At 58.8% G+C, this 17,742-nt stretch carries 10 protein-coding genes; 6 read left to right on the top strand and 4 right to left on the bottom strand.

What is annotated here, in order from left to right; all coding sequences use genetic code 11:
* The first annotated feature begins 940 nt into the window (after positions 1-940).
* A complete protein-coding gene (locus ACT01B_RS10880) occupies positions 941-1,108 on the top strand; it encodes a hypothetical protein (RefSeq protein WP_445147360.1) in 168 nt (55 codons plus the stop codon).
* A gap of 169 nt (positions 1,109-1,277) precedes the next feature.
* Here the strand turns inward: ACT01B_RS10880 and ACT01B_RS10885 are convergent.
* The 3 genes from ACT01B_RS10885 to ampC all read right to left on the bottom strand — a co-directional run bounded on the left by ACT01B_RS10885 (position 1,278) and on the right by ampC (position 4,829).
* A protein-coding gene (locus tag ACT01B_RS10885) for an IS3 family transposase (RefSeq protein ID WP_445147325.1) occupies positions 1,278-2,386 on the bottom strand; the annotation gives its coding sequence in 2 pieces (ribosomal slippage) (positions 1,278-2,125 and positions 2,125-2,386; 1,110 coding nt in all).
* A gap of 95 nt (positions 2,387-2,481) precedes the next feature.
* Positions 2,482-3,129 (bottom strand): DUF1120 domain-containing protein, encoded by a 648-nt coding sequence (locus ACT01B_RS10890; protein WP_445147361.1) that lies wholly within the window; start codon positions 3,127-3,129, stop codon positions 2,482-2,484.
* A gap of 554 nt (positions 3,130-3,683) precedes the next feature.
* The gene (ampC, locus tag ACT01B_RS10895) at positions 3,684-4,829 is read right to left on the bottom strand and encodes a class C beta-lactamase (protein ID WP_445147362.1); all 1,146 of its coding nucleotides are present in this window, start codon (positions 4,827-4,829) and stop codon (positions 3,684-3,686) included.
* Positions 4,830-5,935: 1,106 nt separating this feature from the next.
* On the opposite strand from ampC, the gene ACT01B_RS10900 reads away from it, so the two are divergent.
* From ACT01B_RS10900 to ACT01B_RS10915, 4 genes are all read left to right on the top strand, one after another.
* Positions 5,936-6,412: a LysR family transcriptional regulator gene (locus ACT01B_RS10900; protein WP_445147363.1), complete on the top strand. Its 477-nt coding sequence runs from the start codon at positions 5,936-5,938 to the stop codon at positions 6,410-6,412.
* Positions 6,413-6,556: 144 nt separating this feature from the next.
* Positions 6,557-6,853, top strand: coding sequence for a hypothetical protein (locus ACT01B_RS10905; RefSeq protein ID WP_445147364.1), 297 nt, complete (start codon positions 6,557-6,559; stop codon positions 6,851-6,853).
* A 419-nt stretch (positions 6,854-7,272) separates the two neighbouring features.
* Positions 7,273-11,430: an autotransporter outer membrane beta-barrel domain-containing protein gene (locus ACT01B_RS10910; protein WP_445147365.1), complete on the top strand. Its 4,158-nt coding sequence runs from the start codon at positions 7,273-7,275 to the stop codon at positions 11,428-11,430.
* 440 nt (positions 11,431-11,870) lie between these two features.
* Positions 11,871-13,511: a DUF6119 family protein gene (locus tag ACT01B_RS10915; RefSeq protein ID WP_445147366.1), complete on the top strand. Its 1,641-nt coding sequence runs from the start codon at positions 11,871-11,873 to the stop codon at positions 13,509-13,511.
* A gap of 181 nt (positions 13,512-13,692) precedes the next feature.
* Here the strand turns inward: ACT01B_RS10915 and ACT01B_RS10920 are convergent, their stop codons facing one another.
* Positions 13,693-15,543, bottom strand: coding sequence for an ATP-dependent nuclease (locus ACT01B_RS10920; RefSeq protein WP_445147367.1), 1,851 nt, complete (start codon positions 15,541-15,543; stop codon positions 13,693-13,695).
* 318 nt (positions 15,544-15,861) lie between these two features.
* On the opposite strand from ACT01B_RS10920, the gene rmuC reads away from it, so the two are divergent.
* Positions 15,862-17,646 carry a DNA recombination protein RmuC gene (gene rmuC, locus ACT01B_RS10925; protein WP_445147368.1) on the top strand — a complete coding sequence of 595 codons (1,785 nt, stop codon included), beginning with the start codon at positions 15,862-15,864 and terminating at the stop codon, positions 17,644-17,646.
* Positions 17,647-17,742 lie beyond the last annotated feature (96 nt).

A 17,742-nucleotide genomic window follows, 5' to 3' on the forward strand; every position in this document is an offset into this window, starting at 1 on the left:
CTGGCTGCCTGCGTGGCCATAAGTTCCGCGCATTCGGGGCAATGCGTCGTCGCATCACTTACACAGATTTCGCACCTGGGACACCTGATGAGCGCCATGGGCTCCTTTCCTTCTTGAGTAGCAACAGCCCGAGGCTATCCACCAAGCGTCGGCGAAGTAAATGAGAAAGGTTAGAATTGCTGGCCCCGATGAATGCCCTAGTCGGTGCGAGCTTCAAATGAAGACGCCGTGGTCTCCGATGCCCAGGAAGAACATTGTCAAAGCGAACAGCGGTCGCGGAAGCTGCCGCTGGAGGATTCAATGAGCGGGTTGTTAGCGGGTTTGCCGGGGCGCGAATCATGCCGCGCGAGGACAGTGGTTAACTCTAGGCTGATGGATGCAGCACCTGAAAAACAGCACGGTGGAGCGACGCGTCTCACGCGCATGCACGGGGCTCTGGCGCGAATTTTGCAACTATATGTGCATATCGCGCAGGGCGATTCATGGTGTTAAGTGTTTCACGATTGCCCTAAACAATGGAGTGCTCGCATGGGTCGACGCCTGGACTGCCCCTGGGATTGCGGCACTTCCAGCTTATGATCTGAGGGTATAAGAAGCCTCGTGATCAGTCAGCGGCTTACCTCGGAATTCAAGGAAGAAGCGATCCGGAAAGTGGTCGGCCGTAGCCACTCAGTTGCAGAAGTGGCCGCCCACCTTGGCGCATCGACCCACAGCTTGTAGCCCATGGGTCAAGGCGGTGAAGACCGACAAGACCGAGCAACAAGCCACTGTGCTGACCGACGCGAAGAGCGAGATTCTTCGCCTGCTTGCCGAGCCTCCTCGCCCGAGGAGCAACTCGACATTTTAAAATTGCCGCACCGTACTTCGCGAAAGAGCCCGAGTGAAGTACCGCCTCATCAACGATCACCGCCCTGGGTTTCGCGTGACCCCGATGTGTCGGATGTTGGAAGTAACGCGCGGTAATTTCTATCAGTGGTTAGGCCAGCGAGAGACCGATCGCGACATCGAAGATCGACGACTGTTTTGCCTGATTCGCGATTCCTGCGAGACCAGTCGCGGCGTGTATGGTGCGCGACGCGTGTTTGCCGACTGGCGCGAGGTCGGCTAGGCCAGTAATTAGCCTAACTGTGCGGGTGGTTGGCGTCCTAAATCCTATGGAAGCCCATTCAAAAATGGCTTGCAATCCGATTTGAATTTCAACTAGAGCCTATCTCAAGGGATATTTGTCTTGAAAATTTCATCGCCTAGCCCACCTCACACTATCGACTCCCCGCAATTCAGTGCCACGAATAACTAGAGGTTGCCGGGTCGTTTTGGATACGGAATTCGGCGGGCGTAAGCCCGCCTAGGCTGTCGTGAGGAATCTCGCGGTTGTAGTCGGTTTGCCATCGCTCGGTGTGTTCGCGGACCTCGCTGAGCGTGCGGAATACGTGCATGTCGAGCACGCCGCGTCGGTAGCTGCCATTGAAGCGTTCGATGAAGCCGTTCTGCATGGGGCGGCCCGGCTCAATGAAATCTAGCGTGATGCCCTTGCGCTCGGCCCATTCCGCCAGCGCCAGAGCAATGAACTCCGGGCCGTTGTCCAATCGCAGTTTGGCCGGATAGCCACGCCAGGCCGCAATACGCTCCAACGTGCGGATCACACGGGCTGCCGGCAGGTTCAAGTCGACCTCAATGGCGAGTGCTTCGCGACTGAAGTCATCGAGGACGTTGAACGTGCGGAAACGCCGTCCATCCCACAAGGCGTCAGACATGAAGCCGATTGACCAGCTACTGTTGATCTGCTCGCCGGCCACCAGGGGCAGCGGATGCCGGTTTGGCAAACGCTTCTTGCCCCGGCGACGACGATTGAGCTGCATCAGACAATACACACGCCACACCCTCTTATGGTTCCACACCAGGCCACGGCGCCGAATCAGCTGGAACAGCTTGTCGAACCCGCGCTCGGGAAAGCGCTCAGCCAGCTCCGCCAACAGCGCGATGACCTCCTCATCCCGGTCCGGTCGTGATCGATAACGAATGGTCGACCGCGACACGCCTATCGCCACACAAGCCTGGCGCTCGCTCCATCCGTGGCACTCCTTCAGCCACGTGATGAGCGGGCGCTTATGCGCCGGGTCTACAACTTTTTTGCAATGAGGTCCTTCAGGGAATGGTTCTCCATCGCCAGCTCGGCATACATCCGTTTGAGCTTGGCGTGCTCAGCCTCGACGTCTCTTAGCCGTTGCACATCGGATGCTTCCATGCCGCCGTACTTGGACTTCCACGTGTAGTACGTCGCCTCGGAAATGCCCAGCTCGCGGCACACGTCTTTGACCTGGCGGCCACCTTCGACCTGCTTCAGCGTCGCGACGATCTGACTCTCGGTGAACTTGCTCTTGCGCATCTTCAGTCTCCTTGGGGCTAGTTTGCCCGGAGACCTCCAGTTATGTCTGGACCGAGTTTAAGGGGAGTCGACACAGCAGGCTGGTGATCTTGGGATTACAAGTACACGAGCTCGATCGTTGCCGATCCATCGATCGGGACAGCCTCAGTCAAGGTCAGGGCGTCGGCATCCCTAATGGTCGTATTCGCCCGCAATTGGCCCGTCAAATCCTGGATAGCCATAGGTCCATTGCTCCCAGTCTCCGTCGTGAAGCCTACTAAGGTTCCGTCGGTATACACGTAGGGCGCGCCGCTGCTGATGCCCACCGAAGATGTGCCACCGTCCGATGATTCTGTAGAACCCACCACCGAACCGTCCGCGCTCATAGCGCCCAACGAAAGGTAGAAACTGCCAATTTTTTCGTTGGCCGAAGTAACACCAAGACCAAATTCTTGACCGCCAACCATCCACTTGTCGACCGAATCAGCCCTATTGTCCGTGCCTTTCAAAGCAAACCTTAGAGGGGCCTCACAATTCACACTAAACGAATTATGTGCGGGAGGGAGACTTGTACGGGCGCCCCGGTTTAAGCTACTGGCAGGGATCGTACCGACATCGAAGTTGCCGCCATTGCCAATATTAATCGTACAGCTGCCCGGAGTGATTGTGCCGGTGACGCTGATATCGGCCGTAGTGCCGGCGAAGGCTGCGGTGGCACTACCGGCCAGCATGGCTGATGCGAGGACACTTTTAAGCAACTTCATTGCAGTTAGTCTCAGATCGTTGAGGGGGCGTCAAATTTTGCAGGTGCTGACCGGAACCCAAGAATTACTTCGGCCCAAACCAGGACAGGGGCTTGGCCATGAACGCTATTCTCCTCAAGGTTCGCTCGGAGCGATATACGAGAATTACGATTTGGCCACTCAGCTGCCCTGAGACTCATCGGGCCCTTCGGCGGTGCGGGTGATTTTTCGTTTCGAGCTATAAGCTTCATCACATCCGACTATGTTGTACGCGCAGATCAGATCCTTGCGCTTGCCGAGTTCGGGGGCAATCTGATTCGCGCGCGCAACCAGGATGGTTGCGCGCGCTCGCGGTCACAATGGCGGCCTCAAGAAGCGACTCAAGCTGGAGCGCGAACGCCTAGCCCTATAGCTTCGACCCATCTAACGATCTGTCCCCCTCGATTGGGAGCCGTTGCAAACGGTATCCTTGGCCGCCGAGGCTTTCTCGGTCGGCTCGATTGGCTTAGCGCTCTTCAGAGCCAGCAGGATAAGACAAAGATAGCGAAAGTTTCTCCATCGGAGGGTATTCTGATTCATTGCCTCCCGTTGGCCAGCGACGTAAGAACCTGATATGCGGCCACAACTCGTTGATCAATCGGGAAGTTCTTATTGGCGAGGATCACGATCCCCAACCGTTTCTGCGGAATAAATGCGACGTAAGCACCGAAGCCATTAGTCGAGCCGGTTTTGTTGATCCACACGTTGTCTTGTGGATTCTGCGGCGGTTTGATTTCAGCGACTGGTGATGCGTCGAGGATCATCATTGATGAGTTGCCGTCCAGAAGCGCTTTCAATGTGACGGGATACGGATATTGTTCCCATATCAGATCCTGAGTCATCGGTCCCGCCTTGAAGTAACCTGTATGGGTGTCGGCGATCGCGCGCTGAAGCTTCTCGTCCACCTGGATCAGATTCATGTTGGCTTCCACGAAGCGGATCATGTCCGCGATGGACGTCTTGACACCGTAGGCTTCAGACGACAGTACGCCTGGCACCACCCTGATCGGCAAGCCTTCTTTTGTGTAGCCTTGTGCGTAGTCAGGCAGCTTCGTGGCCGGCACATTGATGTAAGTGCTTTTCATGCCGAGTGCGGGAAACAGTTGATGTTCCATCAGCCAGTCAAAATCCCGCCCCATGCTCTTCGCCGTGATCAGGCCGAGCGTTCCGATGCCGATATTGGAGTACGTTCGATGGGTCCCCGGCGCATAAGTCGGCTGCCATTGCTTAAGATATTGCATCAGCTGATCGTCGTTGCTGATGTTGCCAGGCACCTGCAATGGGAGGCTGCCGGGCGTGTGCGTGCCTAGATGGAGGAGACTCACGTTGCCAAACGGACTCTTCTGGAGAAGGGGGAGAAATTTACTAGTCGGATCCGACAGAGACAGGTAGCCGCTAACCTGCGCATACGACGCCAGCGTCGCCGTCAATGTCTTGCTAACGGAACCGACTTCGAACAGGGTGTCGCGTGTGACGGGCTTTCCTGTTTCCGTCGACGCCAGGCCATAGTTGAATACGTAGTGCTTCTCCCCGTCGATGATGCCGACCGCCATGCCAAGAATGCCGTTGTTCGCGATAACCGGCTGTATGGCGCGATCTACTACACTCCTGATTCTGTCTTGCTGACTGTCCTCAGCGCGGCTGATGAGTGTGATCGTGCATGCTAGGGCGGTCATCACCATAAGGCTCGCGGCTCTAAAATTCATCCGGCTGGTCCTTCAATTTCTATCGTTGATCGTTGACTATATTTGCTTACCCCGATGCGAACAAACCTTGCGGTTTCGGGAACTACGTATCCACACGGCGCCGCGCTTGCTTCATAAATCGGGGGCTGTTCGGTCAGATCAGCCGCATGGGTGATAAAGCAGGACGCAGCACAAAATGATTTCTATGGACATGTCCTGAGTTCGAAGGTTCGCTGCGACCGAGCGGGACACTGAGGATGGAGTTGACGTCCTCTTCGGCTTCTCGACTATCGAGGAAATCTTGCCCGAAACAAAAAAGATCTTTCAAGTGTGGAGCACTGATTGACTTCCACCTGCGGCACCCTCGGGGCGCCGCACTGAAGCTGGACCAACTCAGCCAAGGAAACTCAGCCCGAATGTCCCGATTCTTGCGCCATACGTCTAGCGCTCATGCCTAACCCGTTTCCCGCATCACTGTGCCTCAAACCCCATCATGCAGGCGACGCACGCCTCGCGCTCAGCCGGGTAGGGCAAGACGAATATCGATTTCGATGGGCTTGCATTCCACCACAACAGTGCGGGACGTTGGCCCAATCACCGAAGCTTTGACGGCCGTGGCCGTGATGCAGCTGAAAGTGAAGGCAGGCTTGCTTCTTGCGATAGATCGGAAAGTATGTAGAGAATCTCCCGCAGAGTTGGCAGCGTGTCACGCTCAAGCAGCTGATTCAGCATGGTTCAGACATTCCGGACGAGAGCTCGCGTGGGTCGATGCGTAGCGAATTATTGAGAACGCTCTGTCGATCTGGGGGCCATGCCGGAATGATCGACTCTGCCATCCTGAAATAGTGCGGATGGATTTGCCGCGTCAGTTAGGCTTGCGCTTCCCACCGATTTGAGGTGAGCCGAAGCGTTCGATTGATGAACTTTGCAATTAGGGCAAGTTATCGTGCGTACGTTGTGCGTCATCCTAGGCTCGGCAGCGCGACGCGCCACCACGCCCCGACGGATTGATCGCTCCCCCTTGCTCACGGAAAGCGTGTCCACTATCGACTACTAAAGACCACCAGTCGCGACGAGTTCCTAGCCGGGAACGGGAGCGCAGCTTGCGCGGCGCGGCACGAGCGGTTGGGCTCGACCAGGCGACGGTCAGCCGGCGCCTCGCGATGCTCGAGCGAGCGCTCGGCGCGACGCTGTTTTTACGCACGTCCAACGGCTACGTGCTCACCCCGGTGGGTGAGATCGCGTTGCGTTCGGCAGAAGAAATGGAGCAATCAGCAAACGATATTTTTACACAGACCCTAGGCGTTGACGAGCGCCTCGCCGGCGAAGTCCGCGTGACAACGACGGACACGATCGGACTCGACTTCGTGATGCCCGCCATTCGACGTCTTCACGAAGCACATCCCGATGTGCGCGTACTGCTCGACACCTCGACGCAGCTGCAAAGCCTCGCAAAGCGCGAAGCTGACATAGCGATACGCACCATAAAACCGGAGAACCCCAACCTTCTCGCCCGCAAGCTGGCCGCATGGCCGATGGGGCTCTACGCGTCGGTCGACTATATTGAACGGCATGGCTAGCTCGTTGCTGGCACCGCGTTCGAGGGGCACGACAGTGTGTGCTATTGCTGCTTACTTGCGAATCTCTGCAGCCGCCGCCTGTTCTTTTCGCAGCTTGTTGCTCGGTCACTAAGTCTGCTGTTTTGGCATCGCATCGATCTACCCATGGCCATCGACGTGGCTGTGCATGTCTGCCACTTTCACTTAGCTCTCACAAAGTATCTCGCTTCATTCCGTAGTTATACGGAAGACGAAAAAGGTTGCCTCGTGATATTCATGCACTCGCGCTTTTTCGTGCAGGGTGGTGCAGCGTTTTCCGGGAAAGCTGTCTTTTGGATCGATGCTGCGCGACGTTCTTTGGTCGCTGCTGTAGTCATTGCCGTTGGTTTTCTTTTGAAGGTAAGCGGCGAGTTGCGCGTTATTGCTGGATGCGTGGCTTGCGTCTGGATGCCGGGAACCTAGCCAGTTGTGACGCATTGGTTGGCTGATTCGGCGACCAAGCTTGCCCGTTCCCTGCAGCCCAACGCGGTGCTGTCGCTGAAGGCGTTTTCCCAAACATTCCATGCGGGTGTGTATCCATCGGCAAGTACGACGGCTGTGACTTGTATGCAAATTGGGATCGAGTGAATCCCGAAGCTTGTGGTAGCTCCACTGAAAATTGGCATTGGCTTCGCTGCACACTCCTCGAGCGAAGCATCCGATCCGGCATTGCCGTGTACGTGCCGGCAACGGCGCCAGCAATATTGAGGCGTCGAAGGCTTGCGTAAGAAAGGGAGGCATGCGTCATGCGGACAACCACAGCAGGGCAAGGGGCGGAAGGGCTTTCGCGTCATCGGCAGGCGTCACTTCGATGGCCGAGGCACACGACGCTCCATCGCCTGATGTTGCTACATGTCGTCTGGATGACTGCGCTATTGCCATTGCCACTGTGTGCCCAAGTCGTGGACTTCCAGCCCGACCTGTCGGGCAACGGCACCGTCAACACGCCCGCCAATGGTTCCACCATCGTGGGGATCGACGCGACCGGCACGCAGAGCTTCAGTAGCAGTTTTTCGGGCACGATCAATATCAATCCTACCAACAGCGCTTTGGCAAAGGCCGGTAGCGGCATATTCACGATTAGCGGTGCGACGATCACCGGCGGGGAATTTCACATACTCGATGGTGCCGTCGCGCAGACCAGCGGCACGACCAACGTAACCTTTCTCTCGGTAGGCAGCGGTAGCAATCCTTTTACGGGGAACGCGCCTTCGGTTGGCGCCCTCAATGTCAGCGGCGGGACACTCGCCCTCGGTACGACTTTTCAGGTTGGCGACTTTGGCGGCATCGGGACGGTGAACCAGTCGGGCGGCAACGTGATGATGGGCGGGAATGGCAATGGCGCATCGCTCAATATCGGCAATCAGGGCGGCCAGGGTACCTATAATCTTTCCGGCGGCACGCTGTCCTTCGATGGCACCGGTACCACCAGCTTCATCGTGATCGGTCGTAACGGCGCGAGCTCGAGCGCTTCTGCCCAGCGCTCCAGTACGGGCGTCCTGAACCTGAGCGGCAGCGGCAGCGTGGTGCTGACTAACGCGACACTGTTCATCGGCAGCAATGGCTCGGCCACGGACCCCAGCGTCACGCCGGGCAGCGGCACGATCAACCAGACCGGCGGCACGCTCACCATCGATGGCGGCTCCCGCCTGTTCCTGGCCGCCACCGGCAACGGCACCTACAACCTCAACGGCGGTACGCTTCAGATTGGCGGCAGCTCGCTAAATGGGGACTTCAACAACACGGGTGGAACCTATGCGTTCAACCTCGGCGGCGGCACGATTCAGGCGATCGGTTCGGCATTGAACGGAACCGTCAACGCGACTCTCGTCGCAGGAACCACATCGACGATTGACACCAACGGCCTCGGTGTGAACTGGTCCGGCGTGTTGTCAGGCGGAGGTGCGCTTGCCAAGACCGGCGCCGGCACACTGGCGCTGAGCGCAGCCGATACGTTCACCGGCGAGACGGATGTGAATGGGGGCGTATTGGCATTGGTAGGGTCAGGCAGTGTTGCTTCCTCCAGTCGCGTGGTCGCCAATGGCACGTTCGACATTTCCGCCGTCGATCCGGTGGCAAACATCACCAGTCTGGCAGGAAGCGGCGTGGTCAACCTCGGTGCAAACACACTGAACGTGACCGCCGCCAACGACACGTTTAGCGGCGCATTGACTGGCACGGGTGCGCTGGCGATGGCGGGTGGCACTGAGACGCTTTCGGGCAATAGCGCCGCCTTCGCCGGTCCGATCCAGATCAACGGCGGCACCTTGTGGGTTAACGGCCCGCTGGGCACAGCAAGCAGTGCGACCACCGTGGCCAGTGGTGCTCAGCTTGGCGGCAATGGAACGCTAGGCGGCAATGTCACGGTGGCCAACGGCGGTATCGTCGCGCCGGGTCCCGCGACGCAACAGGTCGGCACGCTTGCGATCAATGGAGACCTAGCCCTGAGTAGCGGCTCGATCCTCAATTACGAGTTTGGGCAAGCGAGCACCGGCGGTTCCCACCTCAATGACCTTGTGACGGTGGGTGGCAATTTGACCTTGGGCGGCACACTCAACGTCACCGAGGCAGCGGGTGGCCAGTTTGAAAGCGGCGTGTATCGCCTCATCGACTACAAGGGATCGCTGACGAATCTGGGCTTGACGCTGGGCACCGTGCCGGTCACGGGACTGTCTGTGCAGACGGCCGTGCCCCAGCAGGTCAACCTGATATACCCGCCGAATGAGGGAGCGCCGACCCTGCCGGGATTGGTCTTCTGGAACGGGAAGGCGAGCGCTACCAGCGGCGGCGTGATTCATGGCGGAGACGGCACGTGGCAGAGCTCCGCCGGCAATCACAACTGGACCGATGAGAACGCCAGCGCGAATACGCCGTTCGTCGACGGTTCGTTTGCGATTTTTACCAGTACGCCAGGCCACGTGACTGTCGACAACAGTCTCGGCGCCGTGACGGTGTCCGGCATGCAGTTCGCTGTCGATGGATACCAGGTCTCGGGCGATCCAATCACCTTGGATGGCACCCAGGCACTGATACGTGTGGGCGACGGCTCGCAAGATAGCCTCGGCTTCACCGCCGCCATCAGCGCGCCACTGGCAGGCGGCGCCATGCTCGTCAAGGATGACGCGGGAACCCTGGTGTTGTCGGGTACCAATACCTATACCGGCGGCACCCGTATCCAGGGGGGAACAGTGCGAGTGTCCGCCGATGACAATCTCGGCGATGCTTCGGGGGCTCTAACCCTGGCAGGTGGCGTGCTGGAGAACACCGCGAGCTTCAGGTCGGCGCGCAACGTGTCGGTGGAGAACACGGGCGGGATCACTACCGACACGGGTACCCAGCTGACCCTATCGGGTCCGTTGAGCGGCAGCGGTACCTTGACAAAGTACGGCACCGGCACGCTCGCACTCACTGGCAATGGCACGTTCAGCGGGCAGGCGCAGATCACGGCTGGCACCTTGTCGGTGGACGGAAGCGTACCCGGTGCGACCGTAACCATGGTCAGTGGCACCACGCTGATCGGCAACGGCACGATGGGCGCCACCACGATGCAGTCCGGCTCGACGATTGCTCCGGGCCATTCGATCGGTACGCTGACGGTGCAGGGCAACTATGTGCAGAACGCAGGCGCGATCTACCAGGTACAACTCGACCCTGCCTCTACCCAGTCTGATCTCATCCACGCAAGCGGCACGGCGACGTTGGCCCCTGGTGCGGTCCTGCAGGTTTCGCCCATCGCGAATACGCCGTACTCGCTGGGCACTCGCTATACGGTGCTCGACGCCGATGGCGGGCTCACTGGCAGCTTCGGTATCAGCGGCGACACCGCGGTCTCGCCGTTCGCAACACTGCAGGCCAGCTATGACGCCAACCACGCCTACCTGCAGGTCAATCAGACACGCTCGCTGAGCGATGCCGCCTGCCGGCGTAATCCCCACGCTGCTGCGGTCGGGCTGCAATCGGCGGGCGGCAACAATGCCGCGCTCACGGCCATCGTGATGGATTCGCAAAGCGATGCTGACGCCTGCCATGACCTGGGTGAGCTTTCCGGCGAAGCCTACGCCTCGGTACGCGGCGCCTTCATCGACGACAGCCGTTTCCTTCGTGAGGCGGTGAGCTACCGCATGCACGGCGATAGCGACTCGCTGTCCCCGACGACCGACGGCAACGCGGGCGCCAATGGCCTGTGGGGCCATGCATTTGGTTCCTGGGGTGATTACAACAGCCATAACGACACCGCCACCTTCGATCGCGACATCGGCGGCTTCTTCATGGGCGCCGATCGCGAACTCGGCGCGGCATGGCGGCTGGGCGTCGTGGGTGGCTATAGCCACACCACGTTCAACGTCGACAGCCTCAACTCGTCAGGCTCCAGCGACGACTATCACGTGGGTCTCTATACGGGCAACGACCAGGGGCAGTGGCGTTTCAACGGCGGCGTGGCCTACACCTGGCACGATGTAACCATGACGCGACATCCGTCGTACGCCGGCTACCAGGCGACGCTGTCCTCTGACTATAAAGCAGGTACCACGCAGGGCTGGGGCGAGATCGCCTATGACATGCAAGGTCACGACGCAGACCTGCTGCCGTTCCTCAACGCCGCCTATGTCCGGCTGCGCTCGAATGGCTTCCAGGAACAGGGTGACCCTGCCACGGCGCTGTCTGGCCATGGCGACAGCAACAGCAACACGTTCACCACGCTGGGCACGCGGCTCATCGTGCCATTGAACTTCACCGGGCATGCCTCTCTGGAATTGCGCGCCAGCGTGGGTTGGCGGCACACTTTTGGGCAGCTCACGCCCTTGGCTGCGCTGAGCTTCACGGGCGGAACGCCGTTCGGTGTCGTGGGGGCGTCACTGGATAGGGACGCACTGGCAGCGGATGTCGGACTCGGTGGCAATCTCGCACGCGATATCGATGCCGGCATCACTTACTCCGGACTGATTGGCAGCAATAGCAGCGATCACGGAGTCAAGGCCTATTTGCGCTGGCAGTTCTAGATGCCAGCGCCCCGTCGAGCAACGATATCGCTGCTGGCAGTCCCGCACGCCCTACGATGAGTCGCGCTACCTAAGGGCCTGCAACACCGTGGATCACCTTTGCTCGCCGGACTGGCTTCGTCACATAGTTGACGGAACGGCTCAGGGCGAGAAGCGGACATTTACAGGGCCGGAGCTGGGAGACCGTGGCGGCCGTCGGGGCAGGGCGATTAGGTCAAGTTATCGAGGGTAGAACCGGGCTCCTGTCCCCTCATGTCATGCCTCTTTGCCTCTGGTTTTTTTCAGGGCGGGGCCCATCCTTTTCACCCCTGCCGTAGGGCTTCCCCTACAGATTTCGGTGGGCCCCTGGGCCAAACTGTCCGAGCCCATGATTCTTGACGGAGTAGGGCAGCGACAGATTGCCAGCATGGGCGACACATCATCCTCGGGGGGAGGACCGGATGGCGACGTTCACCATTTACTTGTTGCGCGAGAGCGTGGTGACCGCAGAGGATGCGGTCGTCACCGGGGCCAAGCCGCACATCATCGCCGATGGACCTTCCGACTACGGAAAGTTGTTCGTCAAGCCGACGCACCCCAAGCCGCCCAAGTGGGCCGACCTCTTTGAAAGTTATGTGGACAAGACGCTGCTGGGCACCGTCCAGTCGTCCTCAGCGGCATTCATTGTCCCCGTAGACGACCGCCTGTTCGCCCTCACGTTTGGGCAAGGACGCTTCCTGCTTCATCCTGACGCCTATGAGGAACGGTTCGGCCTGGTCGTGACGCTGAATTCCATTGGTTCGGATGCTCTCCGCAGCATTGATAAAAGAACCTTTGTGGACGATCAGAACAGCCGCGTTCAAACCAGTCAGGCCTCGTCCGCGCTGAGCTTCGGTGTGGATATTGAACGCGACCTCATTCGCGGGATTGTGGGGCGACCACTCAGCGAAAAGTTGGGGCGTCGCCTTGCCGGCGCAGATGCGTTGACGGTCACCACAGATGCTGCCGTGCCCGATCTCCGCCGGCTGTTGCGGCGCTATCTGAAAAAATTTCAGTCAAAGGATTATCAGGCGAACTTTCCCTGGGTGGATCAGGTTTGCCAGTTAAATCCCAAAGGCCAGAAGGCCACACGACTGGATGCGCTCCTCGTTGAAAAGCTTAAAGATGCCTGGAGCAAGAACGGCTTGATTGAAGGTTGTTGGCTCGCCGTCCCGGACATTGTTGATTGGTCACTCGTGGATGGCTTCAAGTTCACCCAATGGGCCGGGGAGGGGGTCTCCAATGACTTGCACCTCCCGGGGCTCGTGCAGGCTTTTCCAAATGAAGAGCCGACTTTGAGGTTCCTTCGGAAGCACTATGCAATGCCGGTGGATGACGAGGAGAAGGCGCTGGACCGGTGGCCCATCTACCGTTGCATCCATTGCGAGATTGATGAGGGTGACAAGTCCTTCATCCTCTCCGCAGGGCGCTGGTTCGAAATCGACAAAGACTTCGTGACCGACGTTGACACCGCGTTCAAGAACATCCCCCGATACACCAAGCCGCTGCCCACCTATGAGCAGGCCCACACCGATGAGGATGGCTACAACAAGGCCGCGGTGGTGGGAAGCCAAGGGCAGTGGTGTTTGATGGACAAAAAGTTGCTCCCCGTTGGCGGGGTCTACGACAAGGTTGAGTTCTGTGACATCTATGGTCGCGGGGAACTCATCCACATCAAGCACTATGGAAGTTCCAGCGTTCTGGGACACCTGTTCAATCAGGGATTGGTCTCAGGAGAGCTTCTGAAATCCCACGCGGGCTACGTGGACCTGGCCAACGCGGCACTCACCCCGACCCATCAGCTCACTCCCGACATCAAGGGTGCCAAGATGCCCCGCAATGTGTCTGGCTACATCATCGTCTTCGGCATCATCAGCCAATCGGATAAGCCGGATCTCCATCTGCCATTTTTTGCCAAGGTGGTTTTAAAGAGCGTCTACACCAGGCTCTCCGAACTTGGTTATGGAAGCATCATGCTCGCCAAGATCTCATGCGATCCGATGGTCAAACTGATGAAGGCCGTTAAGCCCAAGAAACGGATAAAGAAGCAAACAAAGAAGTAGTGCAGGGTGGCTTGCCTTGGCATAGAGCGGATTTCGATAACGCGTACTGAGCGACCGACAGGAGCCCCGAAGGGCGATTAGCCCGTGTTATCGCGGGTAGGGCAGGGAGCTCGCCGTATGAATGTATGGTCTGTCGGTAGCCCGGAAACTGTACGCATCAAGTGGGCAGATATAGACAAAATCAGAGCAGCGGTAGAGGTTCTGCTGCTTGGCCAAAGTACGCCATGCAGACGGCCTGCTGGAATGCAGCTGGTAGCTGGCCTTGGGCGTGGAGATTCTCCACGGTGCTGACAGCGGCATAGGGCTTGCTTTTGCTCGGCGGCTGATATCCCAGGAGGCCCTCTAGGTCTGGCGCAATTAGGTGCAGCTGATTGGCGCCATCAGGCAACAACAAAAGAATTTTTTGGTTGTTCGCCTGTTCGGCCGGATTGCCAGGGTCTTCGTCGTGGAGTACGCGATACGGAATGTTGAAAGCGTTCAGCACTCGCTGAAACGCTGGAATGTTCGACTTTCCGTTGCAATCCACAAAGGACACCTCGCGCCGAAGCCGTTGATGTCGTTCGAACAGCCCCATTACCTCGGCGCCCCGCTCAAAGGCGGCGATGGCACTGAACTCCTCCATCAACACCACCCGTTTGGCAAAGAAAAGTTCGTTCACTGTGGGATCGAAGCGCGCCACTGTGTTCAATCGCTGCCTGTCGGCCTGGAGAGGCTGTCCGGGAAAGAGGTCTTCGGTCACCTGATGCGAGGCCGCGTCACCTTGCGGCGTCTTGAGCATCCGGACAATCGCTCGATAATGCGAGGCAATGTCAAGGAAGATAGGCGAATGAGTGCAACACGCCACCTGGGTACCTTCTTGCGCAGCCAGACGATGCAGAACATCGCGCATCAGTCGCTCCATTTGAGGATGAAGATAGAGTTCTGGCTCTTCGATCAACAGAAGGGTAGCCCTCCCGGACACTCGGACCGCACCGGGTGCGAGCTGACCTTGTGCATCTGCCAGCAGCTGAAGCAGGGTGATGACCAACGTCCTTTGAAGGCCATGGCCTTGGTGCCCGACGTCGGTGTCGATGCCCGCTTGCGCATCATGGATGACTAAGGAGGTCGATGGCAGCACCATCGAACTAATGTCCGGCGCCTCCGTACGAATTAGCGCTTGGCCACCGATGACTTCGTTGAGGCTCCGGTTGATTCGGTCTTGGAGGTCTCTGACCTCTTGGGCTTGGCGATTCGGGTTGGCCTCATCAGGACGGAACAAGGCCAACACCTCGTCCAACGCCTGCTGCAGTCGGGTCATCTCCGGTCGCTGTGCCAAATTACGCTCGATAATAAGGTTCAGCAACTTGCCGTAGGTCGACGCATCCTTCGAGTTGGTCTCGTTGCTGGCCTCTTGCACCGCCCGCACTAGGATAGGGCGCGGCAGAATGGAGTTTGCATTGCTCTTCCAGTTTCCACCGCCGCCGGGGTTAGGCACCCAGTCGGGCGCATCAAAGGTCACGAGGTCAGGTCGCTGCAGTCGTAGCGCCTCGCGAAGCGCATCCCTCGTCGCGTTCGTTGGGCGAACTCCCCGGTTTGGAAGCGCGGCAATCAGCGGTTCATATGCCGCAGGGAACGCTCCCCAGGTTCCGTCGACTTCTGGCCAGCCGACAAGTCGCTCCGCGCCAGAAAAGGAGTACAGAAGTTCCTTCCATCCCCCTGATTCGCCGTCGTCTCCAGCCTCGAACCAGTAGCGCTTCTTCAAGACCCAGCGGTCACCATTCATGCGGGAGCGAACGGCCACCTGGGATCTCTCCTCGTCGCTGAGGCTATCAAAGTGCCCGATGAGCTCGATGGCGTTTGCCGTGTCGGTAAGGTGTCGCCGAAACAGCGAAGGGTCTTTGATGGCGCTGCCGCCCAGGAAAGCTGCGATAGCCGACAAGATGGTGGATTTGCCAGCGTTGTTCTCACCGATCAGGACAAGCAAGTCCCCCCACTCCAGGCTCGCGTACTCGACGCACTTGAAATTCCTGACCTCGAAACGGCATAGGCGCATGGCAACCCTCCTCGCTTGCGTACTTCGGGCAACATGTTACCGGCTGAGCCGCTTGATTTGCCGTCGATCGGTGACATCGTCGTGATCGACTAAAGCCGGTCTTAACCGGTCGGCGAACAGATAATCCTGACTGACTGCTCTTGGCCGCGGCCAGACGCAAGAGCAGGGTGGTTAGCCCTTGTTGCCGGGGGTGGGGTCCGCCGCATCGGCCGAAAATTGCCCGATCTTAGATCGGACCGAGTTTGGCCGTACCGTGATCCCGGCGTTGTCCCCGACGTATCATGCGATGGGGCACACGCCAATACCGAGGAAGGAATCATGGAGAGCATGCCGATTTGGGGATGGACAATCGCTCTGCTGACGGTCGTTTTCGCAGCCGTCGTAGTCGGCCTGATCTTGTGGCAGGCCGGAGCGAAGGCACGGGGTCAGCAGGCAAGGATTGACGCGCTTTCCAGGGAGGCCGCGCGCTTGCCCGATGCTATCGAACGAAGTGGGCGGGCTGAAAAGCAGGTCGGCGAATTGACGGAATCGGTCAGGGCGGCGACGGCGAGGGAAGCTGCGCTCGGTGCACAGAATGAAGAAGCCAGGCTATCCGTGGAGAAGCTGACCGGCACAGTTGCCGAGCGCGACCGGGTACTGGCAGAGGTGCGCGAGACTCTCGAGGCCTTGCAGCGGAACACGGCAACGACGACGGCCAACCTCGCTGGAAAATTTGCCGAAGCCGACCAACACCGACTTGAGCGTAACGGTGCGCGAGAGAGCCTTGAGCAGTCGCGCCAGGCCTTGGAAGAGTTGCAGCGGTCGGCTGCGGTTATCGACGCTAATCTCACCGGCCAAACCGCAGAATGCAACGAGCTCCGTCGTGAACGGGATGACCTCCGTCAAAGCCTCGATGCTGCCAACATTGCCCTACGAGACCTTAGCGCCGAGCACGCAACCGCTGTGGCCGTTCGAGATGCGGCGCTCCAAGCGGTTGAGCAAACCAAAGCGTTTCTCGCCACGGCCGAAACCCAGATGCGCACCGCGTTTACCGAAGCGGCGAGCCGCGTCTTTGATGAGAAGTCTGTCGTTCTCGACCAGCGCATCAAGGCAAGCGCAGATGCATCGAAGGAGCGGCTCGAAACGACCCTCAAGCCATTTGCAGAGAAGGTCGCCACTTTCCAGGCAAAGGTGGAACAACTCGGGTCGGAACAGGCCAGGGAGCATGCCACCCTTGTCGGAACCATCGGCGAGTTGAAAGGCCTGAACCAGAACATGGCGACCGCGACTGAGGCCCTGACCCGTGCACTTAAAGGCAACTCGAAAACCCGGGGTGATTGGGGTGAACTCATTCTCGATACGGTGCTTAAAGCGTCGGGGCTGGTAGAGGGCCGCAACTACATCTCGCAGGGTCACGCTATCGATGAGGACAGCGGCCAGCGCGTGCGACCGGACGTGGTGGTGACCTTGCCAGACAAGCGGAAGATTGTGGTCGATTCCAAGGTCAATCTCATTGCCTGGAGCGATGCGCAAAATGCCGATTCCTTCGAGGACCAACAGGAAGCATTGATCCGCCATACGGCTGCACTCCGAGCCCATGTGCGTGATCTCGCGGACAAGAACTACCCCCGCGCCATGGGGCCCGAGACTCTGGACCTGACAGTCCTTTTTGTACCCATTGAGGGCGCGTTGTCGTCAGCGTTGTCGATCAGTCCGGACATGCAGACAGAAGCGTTCAACAAGCGCGTGGTGTTTGCATCCCCGAACACCCTGATGGCGATGCTCCGTGTGGTTGAGCGGCTGTGGACGCGCGACAAGCTACAGCAGCAGATCAGCACCATAGGCGAAGAGGCAGCAAAGCTGCTGGACTCGCTCACTGGGTTTATCGAGGACTTTGAGTCTATCGATGATCGCCTGAAGAAGGCTGGAGACGCTTACCTCAAGGCGAAGAATCGACTTAATGATTCACCGCAGTCCGTCGTTGCTCGCGCCCGCCGATTGGTCGGAGCGGGAGCCAAAGGGAAGAAGGCACTTCACGAATCACTGAAGCCGCTCCCTGGAGAGGATGAGTCGCCACTTTCACTCGCGGGCGACACAAACGCGCTAATGGCCACGGATCCCTAGCATCCGTGGATATCGGACAATCAAACGTGTACGTCCGAGACTGCCTTCAGTACGGAATCGCGTCGACGCCGACCCATACGCGGTCCGCATGTCGAA

Source organism: Dyella sp. Tek66A03, assembly GCF_052567735.1.

Excerpts from the sequence above, each read along its gene's own strand:
- ACT01B_RS10880 (WP_445147360.1), top strand. The coding sequence starts at position 941 with ATGTTGGAAGTAACGCGCGGTAATTTCTATCAGTGGTTAGGCCAGCGA.
- ACT01B_RS10890 (WP_445147361.1), bottom strand. The coding sequence starts at position 3,129 with ATGAAGTTGCTTAAAAGTGTCCTCGCATCAGCCATGCTGGCCGGTAGT.
- ampC (WP_445147362.1), bottom strand. The coding sequence starts at position 4,829 with ATGGTGATGACCGCCCTAGCATGCACGATCACACTCATCAGCCGCGCT.
- ACT01B_RS10905 (WP_445147364.1), top strand. The coding sequence starts at position 6,557 with ATGGCCATCGACGTGGCTGTGCATGTCTGCCACTTTCACTTAGCTCTC.
- ACT01B_RS10910 (WP_445147365.1), top strand. The coding sequence starts at position 7,273 with ATGTTGCTACATGTCGTCTGGATGACTGCGCTATTGCCATTGCCACTG.
- ACT01B_RS10915 (WP_445147366.1), top strand. The coding sequence starts at position 11,871 with ATGGCGACGTTCACCATTTACTTGTTGCGCGAGAGCGTGGTGACCGCA.
- ACT01B_RS10920 (WP_445147367.1), bottom strand. The coding sequence starts at position 15,543 with ATGCGCCTATGCCGTTTCGAGGTCAGGAATTTCAAGTGCGTCGAGTAC.
- rmuC (WP_445147368.1), top strand. The coding sequence starts at position 15,862 with ATGGAGAGCATGCCGATTTGGGGATGGACAATCGCTCTGCTGACGGTC.